This window comes from Streptomyces candidus, from assembly GCF_014207445.1.
Taxonomy (GTDB): domain Bacteria; phylum Actinomycetota; class Actinomycetes; order Streptomycetales; family Streptomycetaceae; genus Streptomyces; species Streptomyces candidus.
This window is the reverse complement of the sequence record NZ_JACHEM010000010.1, coordinates 29,896-54,500: the sequence shown is the minus strand read 5'-3', so window position 1 is coordinate 54,500 and position 24,605 is coordinate 29,896. Positions and strand designations below refer to the sequence as shown.

The following is a 24,605-nucleotide window of genomic DNA, read 5'->3' as shown; positions in this document are numbered from 1 at the left end:
GCGCGGTAGAGCGGTTTCGACCGGCGGGCGCCCCTGCCGTCTGGAGCCTCCTACAAGCGGTACGGGCCGCCGGGATACGGCGGCCCGTACCCGGCCTCAGATGCGGCGCCGTGCCTTGCGGGCCCGCCGCACCAGCGCGGCCGTGCCGAGCAGGGCGACCGTGGCGCCCGCCGCGCCCGCCGCGGTGGCGTCCTTGCGGCCGAGACGGCGACCGGCCAGGGTGTGCCGCCCCTCGACCTCCTTGAGGAGTTCCGCGAGGACCTCCTCGTTGGTCCACTGCGGCCGCCAGCCCGCGTCGTGCAGCCGCGACACGCTCACCACCCAGGGGTGCATCGTGTACGCGAGGTCGCCGGCCGGGGACGGGGTGAGGCCGATGCGGTGCAGTCTCGCCGCGGCGCCCAGGGCGACGGCGGAGGGCAGTTCCATGCGGCGGATGCCGCTGATCTCCTCCACCTCCTCCTGTTCGAGCCAGCCGTCGCAGCCGACCGCGAGCTCCCCCTCGACCTTCTCCAGGACGGCGTACTCCAGGGCGCTGACCAGGTCGTCCACGTGGCAGAACTGCCAGGTGGGACGGGATCCGGCGGCGACCAGGAGGCGCGGCGACTCGAAGTAGCGGGTGAGGGCGGTGTCCGTACCGCCGACGAGGACGGCGGGGCGCACGACAGTGACGTTGAGGCCGGGATGGGCACGCGGGGCACGGCGGCCCAGCCGCTCCACCTCGAGCAGGTCCCCGACGCCGGTGGCCTCGGCGGTGGCGCGCAGCTCGGCGTCCTCGGAGAGCGGGACGTCGTTGTCGGGGAGCGCGCCGTAGACCATGGCGGAGGTGCACAGCACGACCCGGTGCACCCCGGCCGCGGCGGCCGCCGTCAGCACCGTCTGCGTGCCGCGCACGTTGAACGCCGTACGGGCGGCGGGGTCGGACTCCAGGTCGAGGTCGAGCGCGAGGTGCACGACGACGTCCGCGCCGCGCAGTTTCTCGGCGATGGCGGGGTCCCGGACGTCGAGGATGTGCCACTGCGCGCCGTCGGTGTCGCCGCGCCGTTCGTCGATGGCGACGACCTCTTTGACGTGCTCGGACTCGGCGAGCCGCCGGGTCAGCAGGGCGCCGACACCGGATGCGGCACCGGTGACCGCGACGACCGGGCCCCGGGCCGCGGGGGTTGATCGGTTTCGCGTTGCGCGAACCTTTGAATCTGTTGCACGAACCTTGGGATCTGGGGAACTCACCGGGCGTCTCCAGCGGTTGTCTTCAGTACGTACGCGAGTTGGCGCGTACGGACCAGGTGTCGTCCATCCTGCCGCAGGCCAAGGGTCCTCGGAGCACCGAGCCCCGAACCCGCTGCGGTGTCTACCCTGGGTGCAGATGCCGGGCAGCCGCCGCCGGCCAACTCCGGCGGCCCTACGAGCCGAGGAAACCCGTGAGCGACACCCCATTCGGATTCGGCGTTCCGCCGGAGGAGCCGGAGGACGGCGACGGCAAGAAGAAGGACCCTGCCGGTGGCGGGCAGGGTTCCGGCGGCGGTCCGTCGAACCCCTTCGGGGGCTTCGGCGCGCTGCCGGGCATGGGCGGGGCGGGCGGTGACAATCCCTTCGCCGCGATGTTCGGTGCGATGAACCCGAACGACCTGGGCGCCGCCTTCCAGCAGCTCGGCCAGATGCTGAGCTACGAGGGCGGTCCCGTGAACTGGGACATGGCCAAGGACATCGCCCGCCAGACCGTGGCACAGGGCACCTCCGACGGCACCAAGGACTCCAGTGTCGGCGCGGCCGAGCGGTCCGCGGTGGAGGAGGCCGTGCGCCTGGCCGACCACTGGCTGGACGGCGTGACCTCGCTGCCGTCCGGCGCGACCACGTCGGTGGCGTGGAGCCGCGCCGAGTGGGTCGAGGCGACGCTGCCCGCGTGGCAGCAGCTGGTCGACCCGGTCGCGGAGCGGGTCGGCACGGCCATGGGCGATGTGCTGCCCGAGGAGATGCAGGCCATGGCGGGCCCGCTGATCGGCATGATGCGCTCCATGGGCGGCGCCATGTTCGGCCAGCAGATCGGGCAGGCCATCGGTGTGCTGGCGGGCGAGGTGGTGGGTTCGACCGACATCGGTCTGCCGCTGGGGCCGGTCGGCAAGGCGGCGCTGCTGCCGGTGAACATCGAGGCGTTCGGCAAGGACCTGGGCGTCGACGCGAACGAGGTACGGCTGTACCTGGCGCTGCGCGAGGCCGCCCACCAGCGGCTCTTCGCGCACGTGCCGTGGCTGCGCTCGCACCTGTTCGGCGCGGTCGAGGGCTACGCCCGCGGGATCACCGTGGACACCTCCAAGCTGGAGGAGGCGGTCGGCGGGCTCGACCCCTCCAACCCCGAGCAGCTGCAGGAAGCGCTCCAGCAGGGCATGTTCCAGCCGGAGGACACGCCGGCACAGAAGGCGGCTCTGGCGCGTCTGGAGACGGCACTGGCGCTCGTCGAGGGCTGGGTGGACGCGGTGGTGCACGAGGCCGCGAAGCCGCGCCTGACGTCGGCGGACGCGCTCCGCGAGACGCTGCGCAGGCGGCGTGCCTCGGGCGGCCCCGCGGAGCAGACGTTCGCGACGCTGGTCGGCATGCACATGCGTCCGCGCCGGCTGCGGGACGCCTCCCGGCTGTGGGCCTCGCTCACGGACGCGCGGGGCCACGAGGGCCGTGACGGGCTGTGGGAACACCCGGACATGCTGCCCACGGCACAGGACCTGGACGACCCGGACGGGTTCGTGCACCGCGAGCACATGGACTTCTCCGAGCTGGACAAGATGCTCGGCGAGGCGGCGGGCAAGCCGGACCTGAAGAAGAAGGACGAGCAGGGCGACACGGACGCCGACGGCACGGACTCCGACGGCACCGACTCCGAGGGCGGCAAGTGACCCTGCACGACGACGCCGTCCTCGTACTCAAGGGGTACGAGGACCAGCCCGAGCTGCGGCAGCAGTACCTGGACCATCTCTCGGCGCATCCGGACGGCATGTGGAAGGCCTGCAGCGCCGGGCATCTGACGGCCAGTGCGCTGGTGGTGGACGCGCGGCAGGGCCGGGTGCTGCTGACCCTGCACAGGAAGCTGAAGATGTGGCTGCAGATGGGCGGGCACTGCGAGAGCGGTGACGCGACGCTGGCGGACGCCGCGCTGCGGGAGGCCACCGAGGAGTCCGGCATCGCGGGGCTGACGCTGCTCCCGGTGGGCCCGGTGCGCCTGGACCGGCATCCGATTCCGGCTCCCTGCCACTGGCATCTCGACGTGCAGTACGGGGCGCTCGCCCCGGCGGGTGCGGTCGAGGCGATCAGCGACGAGTCGGACGATCTGCGCTGGTTCGGCTACGACGAGGTCGCGGGGGTGGCCGACGAGTCGGTCGTACGGCTGGTGGAACGCGTACGCGCGGCACTGTAGGCCGACGGCACACGAGGTAAGGGGCGGCCTCATGGAGGTCGCCCCTTACCTGTCTTACGTGAGCGCGGCTCGTGCCCGGGTGCCGGGCCGATTTCCGGACGCTGTCGCGGTAAGCCCGGTTCGCGCCTGGAGGCCGACTAGCTCCAGGCGTTGTTCTGGTTCTGCCCGTGGGCGCCCTGCTGGCCCACGCCGTACTGCGCTGCCATGCCCTGGCCGATGACCGCGTTCTGCGGCGGCATGACCTCGCTGGGCTGGACCAGCACGATGCCCTGGCCGAGGAAGCTGAGCTCCCAGCCCTCGCCGGTGTTGCCGCGCCTGCGCCGTATCCCCGAGGAGTACGTCTGAGCCTGCATCTGCACCCGCAGCGACGCCGACCATGCGACGACCGCGTCCGCGTCGGCACTGACGTACCGGTCGGGGGTGACCTGCAGCACCAGCGGCTGCCCCGAGGTCATCAGGGCGATCTTGCCGCGGCCGGAGACGTTGGTCTGGTACTTGCCGGAGCCGGAGATTCCGTACTGGCTGTCGACGGCGACGACCTCGGTGTGCAGTGCCGAGTCGAGAGCCAGCACATAGCTGCTGTCGACGGTCAGGCCGTCCTGGTCGACGTCGACCACGTGGATGTACTGGGCGAGGTTGGCGAAGAAGACGGTGCCCTGCCCCGAGCAGCGCATCAGGTCCAGGCCCTCCCCGGTGTGGGCGCGGGCGCGCTGCTGCGGGTTCGACTGGTACTCGCCGTCGAACTCCAGCAGCCCCTGGTAGGCGACCATGCTGCCCTTGCGGGCGAGGACGTCGTCGTGTCCGGTCAGGGCGACCCGCAGGAGCTGCGGGTTCTGCGCGGTGTAGCGCTCGGCCGACTGCTGTTCCGTGTAGCCGAAAAGCGGACTCTGCATGGTGTTCCCCATCCCCCTCAGTGCCTGGCCCGCAGGCGGTCCGAGCTGTCCTCGCTGGGCTGCACGACGACGATCCCCTCGCCGGAGAAGGCCATCTGGTAGGCCTCACCGCTGCCGCGTCCGATCAGTGCGGACGCCTTGAAGCTGCGCTTGCCCTTCACCTTGAGGTTCGGCGACCAGGCGACGAGCGCGTCCGGGTCGACGTACGTCTCGTCCTCGCCCCGTCCGCAGTCCACCACGATCGGGGTGCCGCGCGAGGTGAGCGCGACCCAGCCGCTGCCGGTGACCTTGACGTTCCACAGGCCCTGGCCGGCGAACTTGGCGAGGCCCTTGACGCGTTCGACACCCCACTGGAGGGAGACGTCGAAGGCGAGGAGGTTGCTGCCGTTGACGGAGAGGGCGTCGTTGGCGAGGTTGATGACGACGACGTCCGCGCCGTAGTCGGCGAGGTAGAGCAGGCCGTCGCCCGAGCACTTCATGACCGGGGCACCCTCGCCGGTGATCCACTGCGAGGCGATCTGGCGCACGGCGGGCGGGTTGGGCTCGTACTGTACGAAGCCCTCGTAGGCGACCATCGAGCCGGTGCGCGCGTACAGGTCCTGGCCGGTGGCCATGGCGACCTTGACCATGGAGCGGCCGTGGTTCTCCATGCGGGCCGCGACCGGTGTCGGGGCGAAGCCCGCGAGCTGCTGGTTCATTCTTCGGGCTCCCTCAGACCTCGTACGGCTGGACGACGATGAAGTTCCCGGGGGCTCCCCGGAACTGGAGGTTGACGGTCTCTCCGCTGTGCCCGGGGAACGCCTGGCGGCGCAGCCGGACCTGGCTGGAGAGGATCACCTGGGACGCCGCCGACCAGGCGACGACGGCGTTGCTGTCGGCGAAGGTGGTGGGCGTGACCGGCAGCACAACGGGGATGCCCTGGGTCTTCACCACGACCGTGCCGGTGCCGTGGAACATCATCGTGAAGAGCGCGCCGCCGGGGATGCCGTGACCCTCGATACGGCGGACCTCGTGCTGGAGGGTCTCGTCGAACGCGAGGACGTTCTCTGCGGAGACGCAGATTCCGTCCCCCTGGAGCTCGATGGGGTGCAGGTGCGCGGCGTTCTCCGCGAAGAAGACCTGGCCCGCTCCGGAGCAGCGCATCAGCTGCATTTCCTGGCCCGTGGCGTTGCCGACGACCCGCCCCTTGAATCCGGCGCCCTTGTAGCTGAAGTCGACCTTGCCCTGGTACATCACCATGCTGCCCTGGCGGGCGAGGACGGGTGTGCCGTTGTTGCCGAGGTCGACCCGCATGAGCTGCTCGTTCTGCGGGGCCCAGCGCTGGCCGGTGGGCGTCTCGCGGTACTTCTGGAGGGCGGCCTGGAGGCCGGGGCCGGTCTGCGGCACACCGGGCTGGGGCATCCCTTGCGGAGGTACGCCCGGCTGGGGCATCCCTTGCGGAGGTACGCCCGGCTGGGGCATCCCTTGCGGGGGCAGCCCCTGCGGCATGCCTGGTGGCGGGCCGTACGGCTGCTGCTGTGCGGGCGGCCGGCCGTACGGGCCGGGGGCGGCCGGCGGGTAGCCGTACTGACCGCCCTGGCTCTGGGCCTGGCCGGGCGCCTGGGGCGCCGCCTGCCCGTACTGCTGGGGCGCGTGGGGCGGCTGCCCGTGCGGCGGGGGGCCCTGCGGGTGAAGCGGTGCCGTGATCGTCTGTGCGGCGTGCACGGGCGGGACGGCGGGCGCGGGGGCCTGCGGTGCCGACGTCTGGGGCGCGGGCGGCTGCGGTGCGGGGGCCGGCGGCGCGGGTGGCTGCGGTGCCGGGGCGCCGAAGGAGGGCGCGGGCGGTGCGGCCTGGGGTGCCGGGGCGCCGAAGGACGGAGCCGGCTGCTGCGTAGGCGCCGCCGCCTGCGCGGGCGGGCCGAACCCGGGGGCGCCCTGCTGGGGCGCCGGGGCGGGCTCCTCCTCGGCGACCTCGCCGCCGAAGTTCTTCAGCAGCGCGTCAAGACCTCCGTCGAAGCCCTGCCCGACGGCGGCGAAGCGCCACACGTCCTTGAGGTAGAAGTCCCCCAGCATCACGGCTCGCTCGGTGGTGAACTCAGAGCCGTTGAAGGAGTACCGGGCGACCTCTTCGCCGCCCGCCACGATCCGGACGTACCCGGGAGAGACCTGCGACATCTGGCCCGGGCCGTCGATGGTCGCGGTGAAGGACAGCTTGTGGATGTGGGACGGAAGGCGGTCGAGGGTGACGCGGAACGATTCCGTGTCACCGGCCTGCGCGCCCAGCAGCTGGAGGGACTCCTCGGGCGACTTGGGCTGGTTGAAGAAGATGAAGTACCGGTCGTCGCTCAGCTGCTCGTTCGCGTCGAGCCCGAAACAGCTGATGTCGAAGGTCAGTCCGGGAGCACCGATCTGTACACCTACGTACAGATCCGTCCCGGCTGTGAGGTCACTGATCCTGGCCTTGTGGCCGCGCTGGAATTCCCTGGCCATACGTAACGACCGTCCCCCGTCCCGAAAGTGGATACGTCGCGTCAGGCTAACGGCAAATGCCGACAGGGCGACAAGCCGGTACAGGGTCGGTACAGAGCACCGCGCCCGGGTCGGCCCGACGCCGCTCGATGCGTACGCGCGGTTACTCTCCGCGATCCTTGAGGAGGTGCGGGAGACGGTCGGCGGCGACCACCCCTTCGAGATAGCCACGGGCCCGCTCGGTGCGTGGATACGCCTCCAGGAGCCGCCAGAAGGACGCACCGTGTCCGGGCACGAGGAGGTGGGCCAGCTCGTGGAGGAGCACGTAGTCGACGACGTACTCCGGCATGCCCTGGAGCCGGTGGGAGAGCCGGATGCTGCCTTCGGAGGGGGTGCAGGAGCCCCAGCGCGCGTTCTGGTTGGTCACCCAGCGCACCGAGGACGGCTTGGCGCGGCCCTCGAAGTACTGGGCGGAGAGCCGGTCGGCCCGCTCGGACAGATCGTCGTCGCCGAGGGTGCGCCTGCTCTCCTGGGCGGCGAGCTTGTCGAGCATCACGCCGACCCAGCGCTGCTCCTCCGCCTCCGACATCCGGGCGGGGATGAGCACGATCGTGCGGTCGCCCTCGCGGTAGGCCGAGACGGTGCGGCTGCGTCGGGCGCTCCTGCGGACTTCGACGGCGAGGCGGGGGGACGGGTCGGCTGGCACGCCACGACGTTACCCGCAGTGTGCGACGGAAGTCCTGCCTCCGCGCTGGTACGACTAACTTCCGGCCCTGTGGACAACTTTCCGCGCTGTTTCCGGCCGCCCGGCATTCTGAGAGCGCGACGCAAGAAGCACGGCGAGCGCGCTGGGCAGGGCGGGTACGGCTGGAGCACGGGGAGAGGAGCACGGCCATGGTGATGCATCCGAGGATGAAGCCCGCGCTGCGAAGGGCCTGGCGGGACCGGCAGAGCGTGCAGTTCGGGGTGACGGCGGCGCACGCGGTGGTGGTGGGACCGGTGGACACGGCGACGGGAAGTCTGCTGGCGCTGCTGGACGGGACGCGCGGCATGCCGCTGCTCCGGGAGGAGGCGCGGGCGCTGGGACTGCCGGAGGGCCGGGTGGACACCGTGGTCGCCCGGCTGGCCGGGGCGGGGCTGATCGACGACGTGACGGCGGGCGGGGCGGCGGCGGACGCCCTGCGGAGGCGCACCGGGGAGGCGGACCGGCTGCGGCCCGACCTGGCTTCGCTGAGCGTGGTGAACCCGGAGCCGGGCGGCGCGGCGCGGCGGCTCGCCGCGCGCCGGGCCGCCCGGGTCCAGGTGCGCGGTGCGGGCCGGGTCGGCGCGACGGTCGCCTCGGTGCTCGCCGCCTCGGGAGTGGGGCACGTCGACGTACTGGACGGCGGATGTGTGGAGCCGTGGGACGTGGCGCCGGGCGGGGTCCCGGCCGAATCCGTCGGCACCCGGCGGGCGATCGCGGTCCGGCAGACGGTACGGAGGTGGGCGCATGGAAGGACCCCGGGGAGAGCGCCGCGGACGGGCTCCGGGGCGGGGCCGACGCGGGAGGTGACCGGGTCCGGGGCGGTGGCCGGGACGGGGCGGGAGGTGTCCGGGGCGGGGTTGCTCGCCGGGGGCGGGGCGGCGTCCGGGGCGGAGGGTCGGGACGGGGAGGGATGCGGGGGCGAGGGCGCGTTGAGTCTGGTGGTGGTGGTGCCACGGGACGGGCTGGAGGCGTACGCGCCGGACCCGGCGGTGGCCGAGGGCTGGCTGGCGTCGCGCATCCCGCACCTGTACGCGGGGGTGCTGGAGGCCACGGGGGTGGTCGGGCCACTGGTGCTGCCGGGCGGGAGCGCGTGCGCCGGGTGCATGGCGCGGGCCAGGGCGGAGGCCGACCCGCAGTGGCCGAGGATGCTGGCACAGTGGCGTTCCGGGCGGCGGGCGGACGTGGGGGCCTGCGACGTCGCGCTGGCCACCGCGGTGGCGGCGCTGGCGGCCGCGCATGCGCTGGCCTTCCTGGACGGGGAGCTGCCGTCGAGCACGGGGACCCGGTGGGAGGCCGCGCTGCCGCTCCTCGACTGGCGCGCGGAGCGGGTCGCCGCCCACCGCGAGTGCTACTGCGGTGCTGGTGGGGAGGCACCTGGGGGTGTGGAACGGGACGTGCCATCGGGCGGCTCGAAGCCGCACGTCACAATGGCCGGGTAGGCGCCGTCGAAGGGCACTGGTCCCGGGGCCCGTGCGGCGCGGCTGTCTGGGATTTGGAGGGGCTCATGTCTGATCTTCCCCGGAAGGCGGTCACTCGTACCGCCAAGCTGGCCGCGTTGCCACTGGGCTTCGCCGGCCGGACCGCCTGGGGTCTCGGCAAACGGATCGGCGGGAAGTCCGCCGAGATCGTCGGGCGGGAGCTGCAGCAGCGCACGGCGGAACAGCTCTTCAAGGTCCTGGGTGAGCTGAAGGGCGGCGCGATGAAGTTCGGGCAGGCGCTGTCCGTCTTCGAGTCCGCTCTGCCGGAGGAGATGGCCGGTCCGTACCGGGCAGCTCTGACGAAGCTTCAGGAGGCGGCGCCGCCGATGCCGACCTCCACGGTGCACGGAGTGCTCGCGGAACGACTGGGCGCGGACTGGCGGGAGTTGTTCCTGGAGTTCGCGGACAAGCCGTCGGCCGCCGCGTCCATCGGCCAGGTGCACCGGGCGGTGTGGCACGACGGGCGCGCGGTGGCCGTCAAGGTGCAGTACCCGGGCGCCGGCGAGGCGTTGCTCTCGGATCTGAATCAACTGGGCAGGTTCGCGCGTCTGCTGGGCCCGTTGATTCCGGGTATGGACATCAAACCTCTGATCACGGAGCTCCGGGACCGGGTGTCGGAGGAACTGGACTACGAGTTGGAGGCCAGGGCCCAGCGGGAGCACGCGGCGGAGTTCGCGGACGACCCCGACGTGGTGGTGCCCGATGTGGTTCACCAGAGCGACCAGGTGCTGGTGACCGAGTGGATGGACGGCACCCCGCTGGCCGACATCATCGCGGACGGTACGCAGGAACAACGGGACCGGGCGGGGCAGTTGCTGGCCCGGTTCCTGTTCTCGGGCCCGGCGCGCACGGGGCTTCTGCACGCCGATCCGCACCCGGGCAACTTCCGTCTGCTGCCGGCGGACCCGGAAGCGGGCCCGGACACGGACGCGGGGCCGGACACGGACGCGGGGCCGGACACGGATCCGGAAGCTGGCCCGGACGCGGAAGCGGACGGCGCGGGGGGCTGGCGGCTCGGGGTGCTGGACTTCGGGACGGTGGACCGGCTGCCCGGCGGGCTGCCGGACACGATCGGCGACGCGCTGCGGCTGACGCTGGAGGGCGATGCCGTCGCGGTGTACGAGATGCTCCGCCGGGAGGGGTTCGTCAAGGAGGACATCGACCTGGACCCGGGGGCGGTGCTCGACTACCTGGTGCCGATCATCGAGCCGGCGCTCGCCGAGGAGTTCACGTTCACCCGTGGCTGGCTGCGGCAGCAGGCGGGCCGGATAGCCGACGTCCGCTCCCCCGCGCACCAGCTGGGCAAGCAGCTCAACCTGCCGCCCGCCTATCTGCTGATCCACCGGGTAACGCTGAGCACCATCGGCGTGCTCTGCCAGCTGGGGGCGACGGTGCGGCTGCGGGACGAGCTGGAGGAGTGGCTGCCGGGGTTCGTCGCGGAGGAATTCAAGGCGCAGGAAACCGTGACGGAGCAGGCCGGGGCCGAGTAGATCGGTGGTGTACGGGAGAGCCCCGTGGGGCCGGACCTCCTGGTCCGGCCCCACGGGGCTCTTCAGTACGGCGTGCCCGTGGCGGTCGGTTACTGCATGACCGCCATGGCCAGCGCGCGGCGGGCGCGGAGCGATACGCGCTCCGCGCGGCGCTGCATGCGCCGGGCGGCGACCAGGCGCACGGCCTGGCGTTCCGCGTCGGCTTCCAGCCGACGCTCCTGCATATGGGCACGGGCCATGGCTTCTGGGATGAGTTGCATTTCGCGGGTCCTGTTCTGACGCGAGGCGTTCGCGCCGATGGTGCTTGCGGTGGAGGTTGCGGAGCCGGACGGCTCGTACGTCGTGGGGGTCATCGGGTCCTGCTTCTGCGGATCGTGCGTGTGGGGGCGGTCGATGGGTCCTGTGCCGGTGATGTTCATGCTGCGACCGGGTTCTTGCGCGGACGGCCGCGCGGCCGCTTCCGAGCGACGACCACACCCTGGACGAACAGCTCGCCGCCCCAGACGCCCCACGGCTCACGGCGCTCCTTGGCACCGGCGAGGCAGGCCTCGACCAGCGGGCAGGTGCGGCAGAGGGACTTCGCGTACTCGACATCGGCCGGGGACTCGGCGAAGAAGACCTCCGGGTCGTACGAGCGGCAGGGGACGGGTACGCCGAGGTTCTCGATGGCGTCGTCAAGCGCGGTGAGCGCGGTGAGGGGAGTCAAGGTCGGGTCCTCCGTGAGACCGGGCGGGAGCGGTTGAGAAGTCGGTACGGACGGGGCGTGCGTGTCGAGTGGCACGGTGGTGGGTTCCTCGTCTTGTGGTGTCCGGCCTGTTGGCCGAGTGCTGGCTGGTACCGGGTGGTGCTTGGCCCCGAGGCCCCTTCGCTCCGTCCTCCCCGTTCGGGCAAAACAGAAGGGCCGCGGATCCCTGGTGGGGTTCCGCGGCCCTGAAGGTGCCGGTCCGATCATCGATCAGACTGGATCACTCCAGGGTTCGAGCCCACGGAAGGCCCACATCAGGTGGTGCTGCGTCGTCTGCGTCTTCTTCGATCCGGCACCGGCCGCCGCAAACGCATAGGCCTTGGCCTGGGCATTCGCTACTGCTGCTTCCGGTGCCACGGTCGGTCGCTCATTGCCCTCCCGGACGGGAAGGCTCGCCAGGGACGCCGGACGGACGGCAGAGATGCCGGACAGACCGGTGCCACGCAGCGCAGAGCCGAGAGTGCAGGCGGCGACGACCGAGCGATCGGTCATTTTGATGGTGGAAATGATGTTCGTCACTGGAAGTCGCCTCCTCTCGGCGTCTAGGGGTCCCGGCCGGAGCCGAGACGCACGTTATTCGGATAAGTACAGCACAAAAACAGGGCTTCAGAGAAGTGCCGCTGTTCCCGTGGTTAAGAACCTATGGGGCTCCCCAGGAGAAGCGCAAACTATTTTTTCGACGAGTTTCCCGCGGCTCCGCGCGGGCCCCCGCCGGGTCAGTACCCCGTCCGCGCCCGGCCCGTCCTCAGACGTCTTCCTGCGGCTGCCCCGGCTCCTGACCTGCGCAGAGGGCCAGGACGTCGGTCCCGTAGAGCTTGGTCTTGCGGGTGCCGACGCCCGCGATCCTGGTCAGCTCGCCCTCCGCCTCCGGCCTGGCCTCGGCGATCGCCATCAGCGTCTTGTCGGTGAACACGCAGTACCCGGGGAGCCCTACCCGCCCGGCCTGCCGTTCGCGCCAGTCGTGCAGCCGCTCGTACAGGCCCTCGTCCATGTCGGAGGGGCACTCCTCGCAGCGCATCAGCTTCATCTCACCGCCGTCGATGAGGGTCTTCCCGCACACCCGGCAGCGGATCGGCCCCCGGAAGGTCCGCTTGGTCCGGCCGGGACCGGTCGCCGGCGCGACGGTCCCGGCCGGGGACGGCGTACGTCCGCCCTGGCCGGCGGAGCCGGGGCGCAGGCCCTTGAGGAAGCGGCTGGGGATCCGGGAGGCGCGCCCGCCGGGCGAGCGTGCCAGACCCCAGGACAGGCTCAGGTGCACACGGGCCCGGGTGACACCGACGTACAGCAGTCGACGCTCCTCCTCGATCTGCTCGTCGGTCCTGGCGTACGTGATCGGCATCATCCCCTCGGTGAGGCCGACCAGGAACACGGCGTCCCACTCCAGGCCCTTGGCGGCGTGCAGCGAGGCCAGGGTGACGCCCTGCACGGTGGGCGCGTGCTGGGCCGCTTCCCGTTCCTTCAGTTCCGCGGCGAGTTCGGCGAGGGTGGCCTGCGGGCGGGCCGCGGCGAAGTCCTCGGCGAGGCGTACGAGGGCGGCGAGGGACTCCCAGCGGTCGCGGACGACTCCGGACCCCGCCGGGGGGGTCGGTTTCCAGCCGCTGCCGCTGAGGATGGCCCGCACCTGGGCGGGCAGGCCCTCGACTCCGTCGAGCAGGGCGTCGTTCCCCCCGAAGCTGGCGCTGCTGCGCAGTCCGTGGATCGCCTCGCGCACCTCGGGGCGTTCGAAGAACCGCTCGGCGCCGCGCAGCTGATAGGGAACCCCCGCGTCGGCGAGGGCCTGCTCGTACACCTCGGACTGGGCGTTGATGCGGTAGAGGACGGCGATCTCACCGGCCGGGACGCCCGCGGCGATCAGGTCGCGGATGCGGCGGGCGGTGCCCTCGGCCTCGGCGGGCTCGTCGCCGTACTCGCGGAAGACCGGTGCGGGTCCCGTCTCGCGCTGGGAGATCAGCTCCAGGCGGTGTTCGGCGGCGCGTCCGGTGGCCGGGGCGAGGACGCCGTTGGCGAGGTGTACGACCTGGGGCGTGGAGCGGTAGTCCCGGACCAGTTTGACGACGGTCGCCCCGGGGTGGCGGGTGCGGAAGTTGAGGAGGTGGTCGGGGGTGGCCCCGGTGAAGGAGTAGATCGTCTGGTTGGCGTCGCCGACCACGCACAGGCTGTCGCGGTCGCCGACCCAGAGGTCGAGCAGGCGCTGCTGGAGCGGGCTGACGTCCTGGTACTCGTCGACGACGAAGTGCTGGTACTGGCGGCGGAACTCGTCGGCGATGAGGTGCTGGTCCTGGAGGATGCCGACGGTGAGCAGCAGCACGTCCTCGAAGTCGATGACCGAGCGCGCGCTCTTGAGCTGCTCGTAGCGGGCGTAGATCTGGCTGATTTCCGATGTGCTGCGGGGGGCCTCGCGGTGGGTCTTGGCGATCGCGGCCGGGTAGTCGTCGGGGACGGTCTGGGTGACCTTGGCCCATTCGATCTCCGAGGTCACGTCCCGCAGCTCGCCGCGGTCCAGGCGGATGCCGAGCAGGCCGGCGGCCTCGGAGACCAGCTGCACCTTGCGTTCGATGAGGCGGGGCAGGTCGCCGCCGACGGCCTTGGGCCAGAAGTAGCGGAGCTGGCGCAGCGCGGCGGCGTGGAAGGTGCGGACCTGGACGCCGCCCGCGCCGAGCTGGCGGAGCCGGCCGCGCATCTCGCCCGCGGCGCGGACGGTGAAGGTCACCGCGAGGACGCTGTTCGGTTCGTAGGTGCCGAGCCGCACTCCGTAGGCGATCCGGTGGGTGATCGCGCGGGTCTTGCCCGTACCGGCTCCGGCGAGAACGCACACCGGACCGTGCAGGGCGGTGGCGACTTCGCGCTGCTCGGGGTCGAGCCCGTCGAGCACCGCGTCGGCCGTCTCCGGGACCTGCGGGAAAAGGGAGGAGTGCGTTGCTGCTGTCACCCTGCCATGCTGCCAGGTCGGCTGGGACTGCTGCGCCGGTTGTCCACAGGGGGCGGGTACTCGTCGTACCAATGCGGGAATGCCGTCCCGGTCGCGTACGTTCGAGTGACTGGTGAGTGCGGACAGGTACGGCCTCACCCCAGCGAAGCAGAGGAGCAAGAGGGACATGTCGGGCACCGTGACGATGTACAGCACCACGTGGTGCGGCTACTGCCGCCGGCTCAAGAGCCAGATGGACCGAGAGGGCATCGCGTACAACGAGGTCAACATCGAGCACGACGCAGACTCGGCCGCGTTCGTGGAGAAGGCGAACGGCGGCAACCAGACCGTCCCGACGCTGCTGGTCGTGTCCGAGTCGGGCACCGAGTCGGTCATGACCAACCCCTCGCTCGCCCAGGTCAAGCAGGCGCTGGCCGCCGCCTGACCCGTTCGTCGCGCAACAGAAGACCGCCGCCCCGGATGTCCGGGGACGGCGGTCTTCTGTTGCGTACGGCAGCCGTCAGACGGCGCGGTTCGGCTTCGGGAGAGGCTTGCCGTACCAGAGCTCTATCAGGCGCGCCGCGATGGAGATGCCGTACGGCGGCAGCACCTCGCCGGACGCGAACGCGGCGGTGAGGTCCTCGCGGGAGAACCAGCGGGCCTCCTCGATCTCCTCGCCGTCCACGTTGATCTCGGAGCTGGTGGCGCGGGCCATGAAACCGAGCATCAGGCTGGACGGGAAGGGCCAGGGCTGGCTGGCGACGTACTCGACGTCGCCCACGACGACGCCCGCTTCCTCGAAGACCTCCCGGGCCACCGACTGCTCGATGGACTCGCCTGGCTCGACGAAGCCCGCGAGGGTGGAGAAGCGGCCCTCGGGCCAGTGCACCTGACGGCCGAGCAGCGCCCGGTCCTGCTCGTCGGTGACCAGCATGATCACGGCCGGGTCGGTCCGCGGGTAGTGCTCCGCGCCGCAGGCCTGGCAGCGGCGGATGTGACCGGCGGCGGCGATGACGGTGCGCTCGCCGCAGCGGGAACAGAAGCGGTGCAGCCTCTGCCAGTTCTCCAGGGCGACCGCGTGCACCATGAGGCCGGCGTCCCGGGGGGACAGCAGGAGGCCCGCCTCGCGCAGCCCGGCGGGGCGCGCGGACTGGTCCATGCGGCCGGGGAGGGTGTCCTTCTGGAGGGCGAAGTAGCTGACGCCGTCGTCGTCCCGGCCCAGGAAGTAGCGGTGGGTCTCGGTGAGGGGGGCTTCGAAGGACGGCGTCATGACCAGCTCGGTGCGGCCGTCGGGGGTGTCGTCGACCAGCGCCTGGCCGCCGGAGACGACGAACACGCGGGTCGTCGGGTGGCTCCAGGCGGCGGCGAGCCAGGCCTCGTCCATGCGGTGGTGCGCGGCACGGTCGATGCCGCTGGCAGCGGCGAGGGCGAGGGGGCGGTCGGCGCTCAGGGCGGTGCCGTCGGCACCCGTGGTGCTGCCGGGGCTGCCGCTGCTCGCGGTGCTCGTGGTGACGCCGTTGTCGGTGCTGGTGCTCACAGGTGCTTCCAACTCCCCCGGGTGGATCGGGATTCTGTTCTGCTCAGCGGTTCGGTCGGCCGGGCCGGCCCGCTCGGCCCGCTCAGCGGATCGGCTGCGCGGCGAGGTCGCCCCACAGGTACGCGGTGGTTTCGACGCCCTTGAACAGCAGGTCCAGCTCGACCTTCTCGTTGGGCGCGTGCCAGCCGTCGGACGGTACGGAGATGCCCAGGAAGAGAACGGGCGCGCCGAGCACGTCCTGGAGGTCGGCGGCCGGACCCGAACCGCCCTCGCGGGTGAAGCGGACCGGCTGTTCGAAGGCGCGGCCCATGGCGCGTACGACGGACTGCAGCGCCGGGTGGTCGAGCGGGGTCAGGCAGGGCCGGGTGGCGGCGCCGAAGGTGATCTCGTACCGGATACCGGCCGGGACGCGAGTGGCGATCCAGTCCCGTACCGCCAGTTCGATCTTGTCGGGGTCCTGGCCGGCGACGAGGCGGAACGACAGCTTCAGTTCGGCGGAGGCGGGGACGATCGTCTTGCCGCCCGGCCCTTGGTAGCCGCCGCCGATGCCGTTGACCTCGGCGGTGGGGCGGGCCCAGATGCGCTCCAGGGTGGAGTATCCGGCTTCGCCGCCGGTGGCGTACGACTTGGCCGTGCGCAGCCACCCCTCCTCGTCGAAGGGCAGCTCGGCGAAGAGCGCGCGCTCCTGGTCGGTGAGGGGGACGATGCCGTCGTAGAAGCCGGGGACGGTGACGCGGCCGTCCTCGTCGTGCAGGGCGGCGACCACGCGGGCGGCGACGGTGGCGGGGTTGGGGACCGCTCCACCGAAGGAGCCGGAGTGGATGTCCTGGTCGGGTCCGCGGAAGGTTATCCCGCAGTCGGCGAGGCCTCGCATGCCGGTGCAGACGGTGGGGGTGTCCTCGGACCACATGCCGGTGTCGGAGACGATCACGGCGTCGGCGGCGAGGCGCTCGCGCTGCTGCTCGACGAGCGCGCGGAAGTGCGGCGAGCTGGACTCCTCCTCGCCCTCGACCAGCAGTTTGAGGTTGACGGCGGGGGCGTTGCGGCCGGCGGCGCCCCTCGCGTACATCCGGCCGTCGATCGTCGTCGGCTCGAAGGGGTCCGTGTGCCAGCCGTCCTCGCGGGCGGCGGGCTGCACGTCGTGATGGCCGTAGACCAGGACCGTGGGAGCGTCCTGGTCACCGGAGGGCCACTCCGCGAAGACTGCCGGGGCGCCGTCCGTGGGCCAGACCTCGGCGACCGGGAACCCGGTCTCCCGGAGCTTGGCGGCCAGCCATTCGGCGCTGCGCCGTACGTCCTGCGCGTGCTCGGGCTGGGCCGAGACGGAAGGGATGCGCAGCCACTCGGCCAGGTCGGCGAGGAATGCGGTGCGGTGCTCCTCCATGTACGTACGGACGGCGCTGTCCGGGGTGTCGCTCATGGCCCTGAGCCTAACTCTCCGGTGGGGGTGCGGCGTCCTGCGCCCGGTTCGGGCGCTGGTCGGAGGGGGTGCGGCCGGGGCCGGGGGCGGGGTCGCCGGAGAGGATGCGCTCCAGTTCCCGGCGGCCGGGAAGGTCTGCGGGGCGGACGGTCTCCCCGCTGCGTACGTACAGGAATGTGGCGAGGACCTCTTCGGGACGCAGCCCGTGCAGCTCGGCCCAGGCCAGCCGGTAGATGGCGAGCTGGAGGGGATCGGCGGCGCGGGTACGGCTGGTCTTCCAGTCGACGATCTCGTACGTGCCGGTGGCCTCGTCGCGGTAGACCGCGTCGATCCGGCCGCGGATCACCCGGCCCGCGAGGGTGAGGTGGAACCCGGCTTCCGTGCGGTACGGGGTGCGGCGGGCGTACTCGGTGCGCTCGAACGCCTCCTTGAGGGCGGCGAGGTCGCGCTCGTCGGCGATCTCGGCGTCGTCCTCGTCCCCGCCGGGAAGCTCGTCGGGGCCGAGCATGGGCAGCGGCAGCTCCTCGAAGCGGGACTCCACCCAGGCGTGGAAGCGGGTGCCGCGGCGGGCGGCGGGCTGCGGCGGCCTGGGCATCGGGCGGGCGAGTTCCTGCGCGAAGCCGTCGGGGTCGGCGGCGAGGCGCATCAGCTGGGTGGCGGAGAGGGCCGGGGGGACGGGCACGTCGCGGGTGCCGGCGCGGGCCCGGCGCAGCTCGCTGGTGAGCGCGTCGAGGTCCCGGTCCCAGGAATCGACGGCGCGGGCTTCCTCGGGGGTGAGGGGGGCGGGGACGGGGGGCGGGTCCTGGGGCGGGTACGAGGTGGGGTGCGGGTCCTGGGTCTGGTGCGCGGCGGGGGACAGTTCTCCGGCGGGGTGCGGGGCGGGGTGGGCGCCGGTGGACGGGGACGGAGCCGGGGGCGGGTCAAGGTCCCGGGGCGCGGACGGAGACGGCGGTGGTGACGGGTCCGGGTGCCGGCGTGCGGCATGGGATGCGTCGTCGGGTGCGGCGGCGTGCAGTGCCTCGTGCTCCACCGCGTCGGAATGCGGGCGGCGGGTCGCCAGGGCGTCCCAGTCGTCGAGTTCCTCGTGGGCGGGCCAGTCCTCCGGGCCGGCCCAGGTCTCCGGAGGTACGTCGTCCGACGCTTCCTCCGGGAGCCAGTCGTCCCACGGTGCCGGTGCCGGCTCCGGGGGCGGTTCCGGCATTCCGCGCAGGGCGTCCAGGTGGGTGCGTACCAGGGTGGCCGCGCGGCGGCGGGCGGCCAGGGCGGCGTCGTCGAGGGGGAGCGGCCAGGCGCGGTCGGTGGCGGGTTCCTGGAGGGCGGGGTTGCCCTCGTCCTCCGGCGGGCGGTCCGCCCAGACCTCGATCTCGCCGAAGCCCGCCGCGCAGTGTGCGTACAGCGCTTCAAGGAATTCGGACGGGCCGCGCGGCTTTTTCTGGGACGGGCCCCACCAGTGGCCGGAGCCGAGCAGCAGCGAGCGGGGGCGGGTGAACGTGACGTAGCCGAGGCGGAGTTCCTCGGTGTGCTGGTGGGCCTTCATCCGCTCCTTGAAGAGCTTCATGCCCTTGGCGTCCCACTCCTCCACGTCGGGGAGGGTCTGTGCGTCGCCGCGCAGGGCGTGGGGCAGGACCTTGCCCTGGGAGGTCCAGGAGTCGCGGTTCTGCTCGCTGGGGAAGGTGCCCTTGACCAGTCCGGGTACGGCGACGACGTCCCATTCCAGGCCCTTGGACTTGTGCGCGGTGAGGATCTTGACCGTGTTCTCGCCGCCGGGAAGCGCGTGGTCGAGGCCCTTCTCGTACTGCGCGGCGGTGCGCAGGAAGCCGAGGAAGGCGAGCAGGGTGGCCTCGCCGTCGAGGGAGGCGAATCCGGCGGCCGTGTCGAGGAAGCTGTTGAGGGTCTCGCGGCGGCGGGCGGCCAGCGCCTGCGGGGAGGCGGAGAGTTCGACTTCGAGGCCGGTGGCGTTCAGGACGCGGTGCAGTACGTCCATCAGCGGGTCGGCGAGCGAGCGGCGCAGCTCGCGCAGTTCGCGGGCCAGGTGGGCGAACCGCACCCGCGCCTCCGTCGAGAACGGCAGCCCGTCGTCCGCCTGCCCCGCCGAGTCCAGGAACGTGTCCAGGGCGTCCGCGAGCGATATCACCTCGGACGGGTCGACTCCCTCCACGGCTTCCGCGAGCCTGCGGTCCGGATCGTCGTCGGCGCCGCCGGTCCGGTGCACGAGGAGGCGGGCGCGGCGGCCGAGGAGGGCCAGGTCGCGGGGGCCGATGCGCCAGCGGGGCCCGGTGAGCAGCCGTACGAGGGAGGCGTTGGCGCCGGGGTCCTGGAGCACTTCGCAGACGGCGACGAGGTCGGCGACCTCGGGCAGGTGCAGCAGCCCGGACAGGCCGACGACCTCGACGGGGACGCCGCGGGCGACCAGGGCCCCCTGGAGGGCGGGGAAGTCGCCCGCGGTGCGGCACAGGACGGCGATCTCGCCGGGCGCGGTGCCGGTGCGTACCAGGTGGGCGAGGGAGTCGGCGATCCAGTCGATCTCCTCGGTGTGGGTGCGCAGGAGTGCGCAGCGGACGAGGCCGTCGCGTTCGGCGCCCGGGGCGGGGCGCAGCGCTTCGACTCCGTGGTGCATGGCGCGCAGGGGTGCGGCGAGGTCGTTGGCGAGGTCGAGCAGACGGCCGCCGCTGCGGCGGTTCTCGCTGAGCGAGTAGCGGTCGGCGGGGCGGCCGTCGCTGTGCGGGAAGTGCTCGGGGAAGTCGTCGAGGTTGGCGACGGACGCGCCGCGCCACCCGTAGATCGCCTGGCAGGGGTCGCCGACCGCGGTCACCGCGTGCCCGGTGCCGCCGCCGAAGAGTCCGGACAGCAGCAGGCGTTGGGCGACGGAGGTGTCCTGGTACTCGTCGAGCAGGACGACGCGGAACTCGCCCCGCAGTGCCTCGCCCACCTCGGGCAGGGCGGCGAGCCGGGCGGAGAGCGCGATCTGGTCGCCGAAGTCGAGGAGGTCCCGGCTGCGCTTCTGCTCGCGGTAACGGGTGGTCAGCTCCAGGAGTTCCCGGCGGGCCTCGGCGGCTTCGGGGACCTTGCGCAGGTCGGGGTTGCTGAGCTTGGCCCCTTCCAGGGTGCGCAGCAGTTCCGTGTCGTAGGAGCGGAGGGTCTGCGGCCGTACGAGGTGCTCGGAGAGTTCCCCGTCGAGAGCCAGGAGGTCGCTGACCAGGGCGGCGAAGGACCTGGTGAGGGCGGGGTACGGGCCGGGGGCCTCGCGCAGGACGCGGGCGGCGAGCTGGTAGCGGGTGGCGTCGGCGAGGAGCCGGGCGGAGGGTTCCAGGCCGATGCGCAGCCCGTGGTCGGTGAGGAGCCGGCCGGCGAAGGCGTGGTAGGTGGAGATGCGGGGCTCGCCCATGGGGTCCCCGCTGTGGGCACGCCGGGACGAGCCGGGGGGCGGGGTGGAGGGGGCGATGGCGTCCGGATCGGTGATCCCGGCGGCGACCAGGGCCTTGCGTACCCGCTCGGCGAGTTCTCCGGCGGCCTTGTTGGTGAAGGTCAGGCCGAGGACCTCGTCGGGGGCGACCTGGCCGGTGCCCACCAGCCACACGACGCGGGCGGCCATCACCGTCGTCTTGCCCGATCCGGCCCCGGCCACGATGACCTGCGGGGCGGTGGGTGCCGTGATGCACGCCAGCTGCTCCGGGGTGAACGGGATGCCGAGGAGCCGCTTGAGCTGCTCGGGGCCGGTGAGAGTGGTGGTCACCTCGAAAAGGCTATCCGTCCCCACTGACAACGCCGGCCGCAGCATCTCTCACCAGGCACGACGTCGGCCGTGGTGGTCATTCGACGATGTGCTTGCCCTCGGGCTGGGCGCTGCAGGAGGCACGGAACGTGCAGTGCGTGCACTGCTGGCCGGTACTCGGTGCGAACCGTTCGTCCAGTACCCGCCCGGCGGCCGTGGCCAGCAGGTCGCCGACCCACTCCCCCGCCAGCGGTTCCTGGGCCTGGATCTTGGGCACGGCCTCGCCGCCGTCCTTCTTGGCGGCGGCCTGGCGCAGCTGCACGAGTTCGGCGCCGCCGGGCTCGGGGCGCGCGCCGCCGAACACCTCGTCCACGGCACCTTCGCGGACCGCCAGCTGGTAGACGGCGAGCTGGGGGTGGTGGGCGACCTCGTCGCGGGTGGGGGCGGACTTGCCGGTCTTGAAGTCGACGACGTACGCCCGGCCCTGTGCGTCCGTTTCGACGCGGTCCATGGAGCCGCGGATGCGTACCTGGTACTCGCCGCCCGCCTCCAGGGTCACGTCGAAGCCGTGTTCGGTGGCGACGACGGTGCGTCCGCCACGGTCGGTGACGTGCCACTGGAGGAAGCGTTCCAGCGCCACGCGCGCGTGCTCCTTCTCCTGCCGGGACTTCCAGGGGGCGTCGAAGGCCAGCGCGTCCCACACCGAGTCGAGGCGTTCCATGAGGACGGCCAGGTCGGCGGGGGTACGGCCGGAGGCGACCTCGTCGGCCAGTACGTGCACGACGTTGCCGAAGCCCTGGGCGGCGGTGGCGGGCGCGTCCGCCTTGACCTCGCGGCCCAGGAACCACTGGAGGGAGCAGGTGTTGGCGAGCTGGTCGAGGGCGCTGCCGGAGAGGGCGACGGGCTGGTCGCGGTCGCGCAGCGGAACCGCGCTGTGCGTCGCCTCGTTCAGGCCCCACCAGTTGTCCGGGTGGGCGTACGGCACCATCGGCTGCCCGTTGTCGTCACTGAGGGCGGCCAGCCTGGCGAGGCGGCGGGCGGCGGCCTCCCGGAGCGCTTCGGAGGCGTCCGGGTCGACGGTGGTGGCACGCAGTTCGGCGACGAGTGCGGAGACGGCGAGGGGACGGCGCGGGCGGCCGGTGACGTCACGCGGCTCGACGCCGAGTTCGTTGAGGAAACGGGAGGGCATGTCGCCGTCGTCGGCGGGGGCCTTCACGGCGGTGACGACGAGACGTTCACGCGCGCGCGTGGCGGCGACGTAGAAGAGTCTGCGTTCCTCGGCGAGGAGGGCACCGGGGGTGAGCGGTTCGGCGAGTCCGTCACGGCCGATGCGGTCCGCCTCCAGGAGGGAACCGCGGCGCCGCAGGTCGGGCCACAGGCCCTCCTGGACGCCGGTGACGACGACGAGGCGCCACTCCAGCCCCTTGGAGCGGTGTGCGGTCATCAGCCGTACCGCTCCGGGCCGTACCACGCGCTTGCTGAGGGTGTCGGCGGCGATGTCCTGGGCGTCCAGCTCCCCCAGGAAGTTGAGCGCGCCGCGCCCCCCGGAGCGTTCCTCGGCGCGGGCGGCGGTGTCGAACAGCGCGCACACGGCGTCCAGGTCGCGGTCGGCGTTGCGTCCGGCGGGACCGCCGCGCAGGGCGGACCGCTCCAGCCGGTCGGGCCAGGCGGTGCCGTCCCACAGCGCCCAGAGGGCCTCTTCGGCGGTGCCGCCTCCTTCGAGGAGTTCGCGTGCCTTGCGCAGCAGGGTGCCGAGGGTCTGCGCGCCGCGGGCGTACGACGGGTCGTGGGCGACGAGCCGCTCGGGTTCGGCGAGGGCGCGGGCGAGGAGTACGTCGGAGGGCGGCGGCACCTGGTTTCCGGCGGTGCGCTCCTCGTCGCGCAGGGCGCGGCCCAGGCGGCGCAGGTCGGCGGCGTCCATGCCGCCCAGGGGTGAGGAGAGCAGTTCGACGGCGGTCTCCGTGCCGAGCCAGGGCGGCACCTGGACGTCACCGCGGCCGGGGTCGGGCGGCTCCGCGTCCGTTCCGGTTCCCGCTGCGGGGTCCGTCTCCGTGAAGGGCGTCCTCGGGGCGTTGGCCAGGGCCGCGCGGGCGACCGCCCGCAGTGCGGTCAGCAGCGGGGTCACCGCCGGTTCGTGGCGCAGCGGCAGGTCGTCGCCGTCGATCTCCAGGGGGACGCCGGCCGAGGTGAGGGCACGCCGTACGGAGGGGATCGTGCGCCCGCCCGCGCGCACGAGGACCGCCATGTCGCTCCACGGCACTCCGTCCTCCAGGTGCGCGCGGCGCAGGATGTCCGCCACGTTGTCGAGTTCGGCGCCGGCCGTCGGGTACGTGAAGACGTCGACGCGCCCTCCGTCGCGCAGGGCGTACAGCTCCCGGTGCGCCCGTACGGCCGCCGCGGGAAGCCTGGTGAGCGGCATCCGGCGGGTGAGCAGCCGGGTGGCGGCCAGCAGGTCCGCACCGGAGCGGCGGGAGGTGGTGAGGACCTCCACCCGGGCGGGGCCGCCGTCCGTGGTGCGGAAGGTCTGCGGGAAGTCGAGGATGCCGCCGACGTCGGCTCCACGGAAGGTGTAGATCGACTGGTCGGGGTCGCCGAAGGCCACCAGGGTGCGTCCCTGCCCGGCCAGCGCCTGCAGCAGCCGCACCTGGGCGGGGTCGGTGTCCTGGTACTCGTCGACGAACACGGCGTCGTAGGCGGAGGCGAGCCGTCCGGTCGCCGCCTCGCGTTCGGCGAGCAGCACCGCGCGGTGCACGAGTTCGGCGTAGTCGAGAACGCCCTGCATGTCGAGGACGTCGAGGTACTCGGCGAGGAAGGTCGCGGCGGCCTTCCAGTCGGGGCGGCCGGTGCGCCCTGCGAAGTCGCTCAGGGCGGCGGGGCCCAGGCCGAGTTCGCGGGTGCGGGCCAGGACGGCGCGGACCTCGTCGGCGAAGCCGCGGGTGGTGAGGCAGGCGCGGAGTTCGTCGGGCCAGCTGACGTGGGCCAGGCCGCTCTTCTCCAGGTCGATCTCGCCGGCGAGCAGCTCGCGTACCGCCACGTCCTGTTCGGGGCCCGACAGCAGCCGCAGCGGCTCGCTGAACAGGTCGCTGTCCTGGTGGGCGCGGACCAGGGCGTAGCAGAACGAATGGAAGGTGGTGGCCTGCGGGGCCTGCCGGGTGCCCAGGCGCAGCGCCATCCGGTCGCGGAGTTCCACGGCCGCCTTGCGGCTGAAGGTCAGGACGAGGATCCGTTCGGGGCGGCCCCCCGCGGCGATCCGGGACGCGACCGCCTCGACCAGAGTGGTCGTCTTGCCGGTGCCCGGTCCCGCGAGGACGAGCAGCGGTCCTCTGCCGTGGTCAACCACCGTGCGCTGGTGTGCGTCCAGCAGAGGGGGACCGGTCCGCTCCGGGGCCGTCCGGACCAGCCGGTACGCGCCCGGGGACCGCCGGGGCTGCCGGTACGGCCGGTGGGAGGTGCGCGGCTGGTTCCGGGAGGTCCCGGGAGGGCCCGAAGTGGAGGAGGTGCTCACGTGGATCGCCGGTCCTGGTGGGTGGTGTGCTGGCTGCCTTGCGGCCGTGGTGGACGACTGTGCTGTACGGATGATGCGGGGCCCGGTACGGGAGGTACGGGGTCCGGTACGGGGTGTGCGGGGCCGCTGGGGCGGGCGCGCCGGACGTACCGCGTGGTGCCGACGCTACGCCAGGAGAGGTACTGGACGCAGCGGCTCCGCGACGGCGGGGGCCGCGACGGCCGACGCGACGCGCGTCCCCGCCGGGGCGCCCGGGGGCGGCGGCGGGTACTCCGTACGGTCGCCGGACAGCCCCCGGGGGCGTGCCATGGCGGAAGCTGG

At 72.7% G+C, this 24,605-nt stretch carries 18 protein-coding genes; 5 read left to right on the top strand and 13 right to left on the bottom strand.

Translation table 11 applies throughout. The features are described from left to right. Positions 1 to 96 precede the first annotated feature (96 nt). Complete coding sequence (locus tag HNQ79_RS19470) at positions 97 to 1,227, bottom strand: SDR family oxidoreductase (protein WP_185032798.1); 1,131 nt, start codon at positions 1,225 to 1,227, stop codon at positions 97 to 99. Positions 1,228 to 1,418: 191 nt separating this feature from the next. Between HNQ79_RS19470 and HNQ79_RS19465 the strand changes: the two genes are divergently transcribed. Next, complete coding sequence (locus HNQ79_RS19465; protein ID WP_185032796.1) at positions 1,419 to 2,885, top strand: zinc-dependent metalloprotease; 1,467 nt, start codon at positions 1,419 to 1,421, stop codon at positions 2,883 to 2,885. Beyond that, entirely contained in the window at positions 2,882 to 3,403 is a 522-nt protein-coding gene (locus HNQ79_RS19460) for an NUDIX hydrolase (RefSeq protein ID WP_185032794.1), read from the top strand. The genes HNQ79_RS19465 and HNQ79_RS19460 overlap by 4 nt, the downstream gene beginning before the upstream one ends. Before the next feature lie 137 nt (positions 3,404 to 3,540). Here the strand turns inward: HNQ79_RS19460 and HNQ79_RS19455 are convergent, their stop codons facing one another. The 4 genes from HNQ79_RS19455 to HNQ79_RS19440 form a co-directional block, all read right to left on the bottom strand. After that, positions 3,541 to 4,296, bottom strand: coding sequence for an AIM24 family protein (locus HNQ79_RS19455; protein ID WP_185032792.1), 756 nt, complete (start codon positions 4,294 to 4,296; stop codon positions 3,541 to 3,543). Positions 4,297 to 4,313: 17 nt separating this feature from the next. Continuing rightward, positions 4,314 to 4,994, bottom strand: a complete 681-nt coding sequence (locus HNQ79_RS19450; protein WP_185032790.1) for an AIM24 family protein — start codon at positions 4,992 to 4,994, stop codon at positions 4,314 to 4,316. Positions 4,995 to 5,007: 13 nt separating this feature from the next. Further along, positions 5,008 to 6,765 carry a TerD family protein gene (locus HNQ79_RS19445; RefSeq protein WP_185032788.1) on the bottom strand — a complete coding sequence of 586 codons (1,758 nt, stop codon included), beginning with the start codon at positions 6,763 to 6,765 and terminating at the stop codon, positions 5,008 to 5,010. Positions 6,766 to 6,907: 142 nt separating this feature from the next. Next, entirely contained in the window at positions 6,908 to 7,450 is a 543-nt protein-coding gene (locus HNQ79_RS19440) for a M48 metallopeptidase family protein (RefSeq protein ID WP_185032786.1), read from the bottom strand. A 194-nt stretch (positions 7,451 to 7,644) separates the two neighbouring features. Between HNQ79_RS19440 and HNQ79_RS19435 the strand changes: the two genes are divergently transcribed. Next, on the top strand, positions 7,645 to 8,928 hold the full coding sequence (locus HNQ79_RS19435; RefSeq protein ID WP_185033189.1) for a ThiF family adenylyltransferase: 1,284 nt from the start codon (positions 7,645 to 7,647) through the stop codon (positions 8,926 to 8,928). 65 nt (positions 8,929 to 8,993) lie between these two features. Next, a complete protein-coding gene (locus HNQ79_RS19430; RefSeq protein WP_185032784.1) occupies positions 8,994 to 10,457 on the top strand; it encodes an ABC1 kinase family protein in 1,464 nt (487 codons plus the stop codon). Positions 10,458 to 10,546: 89 nt separating this feature from the next. Here the strand turns inward: HNQ79_RS19430 and HNQ79_RS19425 are convergent, their stop codons facing one another. From HNQ79_RS19425 to HNQ79_RS19410, 4 genes are all read right to left on the bottom strand, one after another. Next, positions 10,547 to 10,876, bottom strand: a complete 330-nt coding sequence (locus tag HNQ79_RS19425) for a putative WhiB-interacting protein (protein WP_185032782.1) — start codon at positions 10,874 to 10,876, stop codon at positions 10,547 to 10,549. Continuing rightward, positions 10,873 to 11,238, bottom strand: a complete 366-nt coding sequence (locus tag HNQ79_RS19420) for a WhiB family transcriptional regulator (RefSeq protein ID WP_185032780.1) — start codon at positions 11,236 to 11,238, stop codon at positions 10,873 to 10,875. Before HNQ79_RS19420 ends, HNQ79_RS19425 begins: the two co-directional genes overlap by 4 nt. 174 nt (positions 11,239 to 11,412) lie before the next feature. Then, the gene (locus tag HNQ79_RS19415) at positions 11,413 to 11,694 is read right to left on the bottom strand and encodes a hypothetical protein (protein WP_185033187.1); all 282 of its coding nucleotides are present in this window, start codon (positions 11,692 to 11,694) and stop codon (positions 11,413 to 11,415) included. 253 nt (positions 11,695 to 11,947) lie between these two features. Next, entirely contained in the window at positions 11,948 to 14,131 is a 2,184-nt protein-coding gene (locus HNQ79_RS19410; protein ID WP_185032778.1) for an ATP-dependent DNA helicase UvrD2, read from the bottom strand. A 166-nt stretch (positions 14,132 to 14,297) separates the two neighbouring features. Between HNQ79_RS19410 and HNQ79_RS19405 the strand changes: the two genes are divergently transcribed. After that, entirely contained in the window at positions 14,298 to 14,555 is a 258-nt protein-coding gene (locus HNQ79_RS19405) for a glutaredoxin domain-containing protein (RefSeq protein ID WP_185032776.1), read from the top strand. 75 nt (positions 14,556 to 14,630) lie between these two features. Here the strand turns inward: HNQ79_RS19405 and nudC are convergent, their stop codons facing one another. The 4 genes from nudC to HNQ79_RS19385 all read right to left on the bottom strand — a co-directional run bounded on the left by nudC (position 14,631) and on the right by HNQ79_RS19385 (position 24,284). Continuing rightward, the gene (gene nudC, locus HNQ79_RS19400; protein ID WP_185033185.1) at positions 14,631 to 15,560 is read right to left on the bottom strand and encodes an NAD(+) diphosphatase; all 930 of its coding nucleotides are present in this window, start codon (positions 15,558 to 15,560) and stop codon (positions 14,631 to 14,633) included. 169 nt (positions 15,561 to 15,729) lie between these two features. After that, positions 15,730 to 17,067 (bottom strand): M20/M25/M40 family metallo-hydrolase, encoded by a 1,338-nt coding sequence (locus tag HNQ79_RS19395; protein ID WP_185032774.1) that lies wholly within the window; start codon positions 17,065 to 17,067, stop codon positions 15,730 to 15,732. A gap of 10 nt (positions 17,068 to 17,077) precedes the next feature. Next, entirely contained in the window at positions 17,078 to 20,800 is a 3,723-nt protein-coding gene (locus tag HNQ79_RS19390; protein ID WP_229923707.1) for an ATP-dependent DNA helicase, read from the bottom strand. A gap of 76 nt (positions 20,801 to 20,876) precedes the next feature. Then, positions 20,877 to 24,284, bottom strand: a complete 3,408-nt coding sequence (locus HNQ79_RS19385; RefSeq protein WP_185032773.1) for an ATP-dependent helicase — start codon at positions 24,282 to 24,284, stop codon at positions 20,877 to 20,879. Between the last annotated feature and the right edge of the window lie 321 nt (positions 24,285 to 24,605).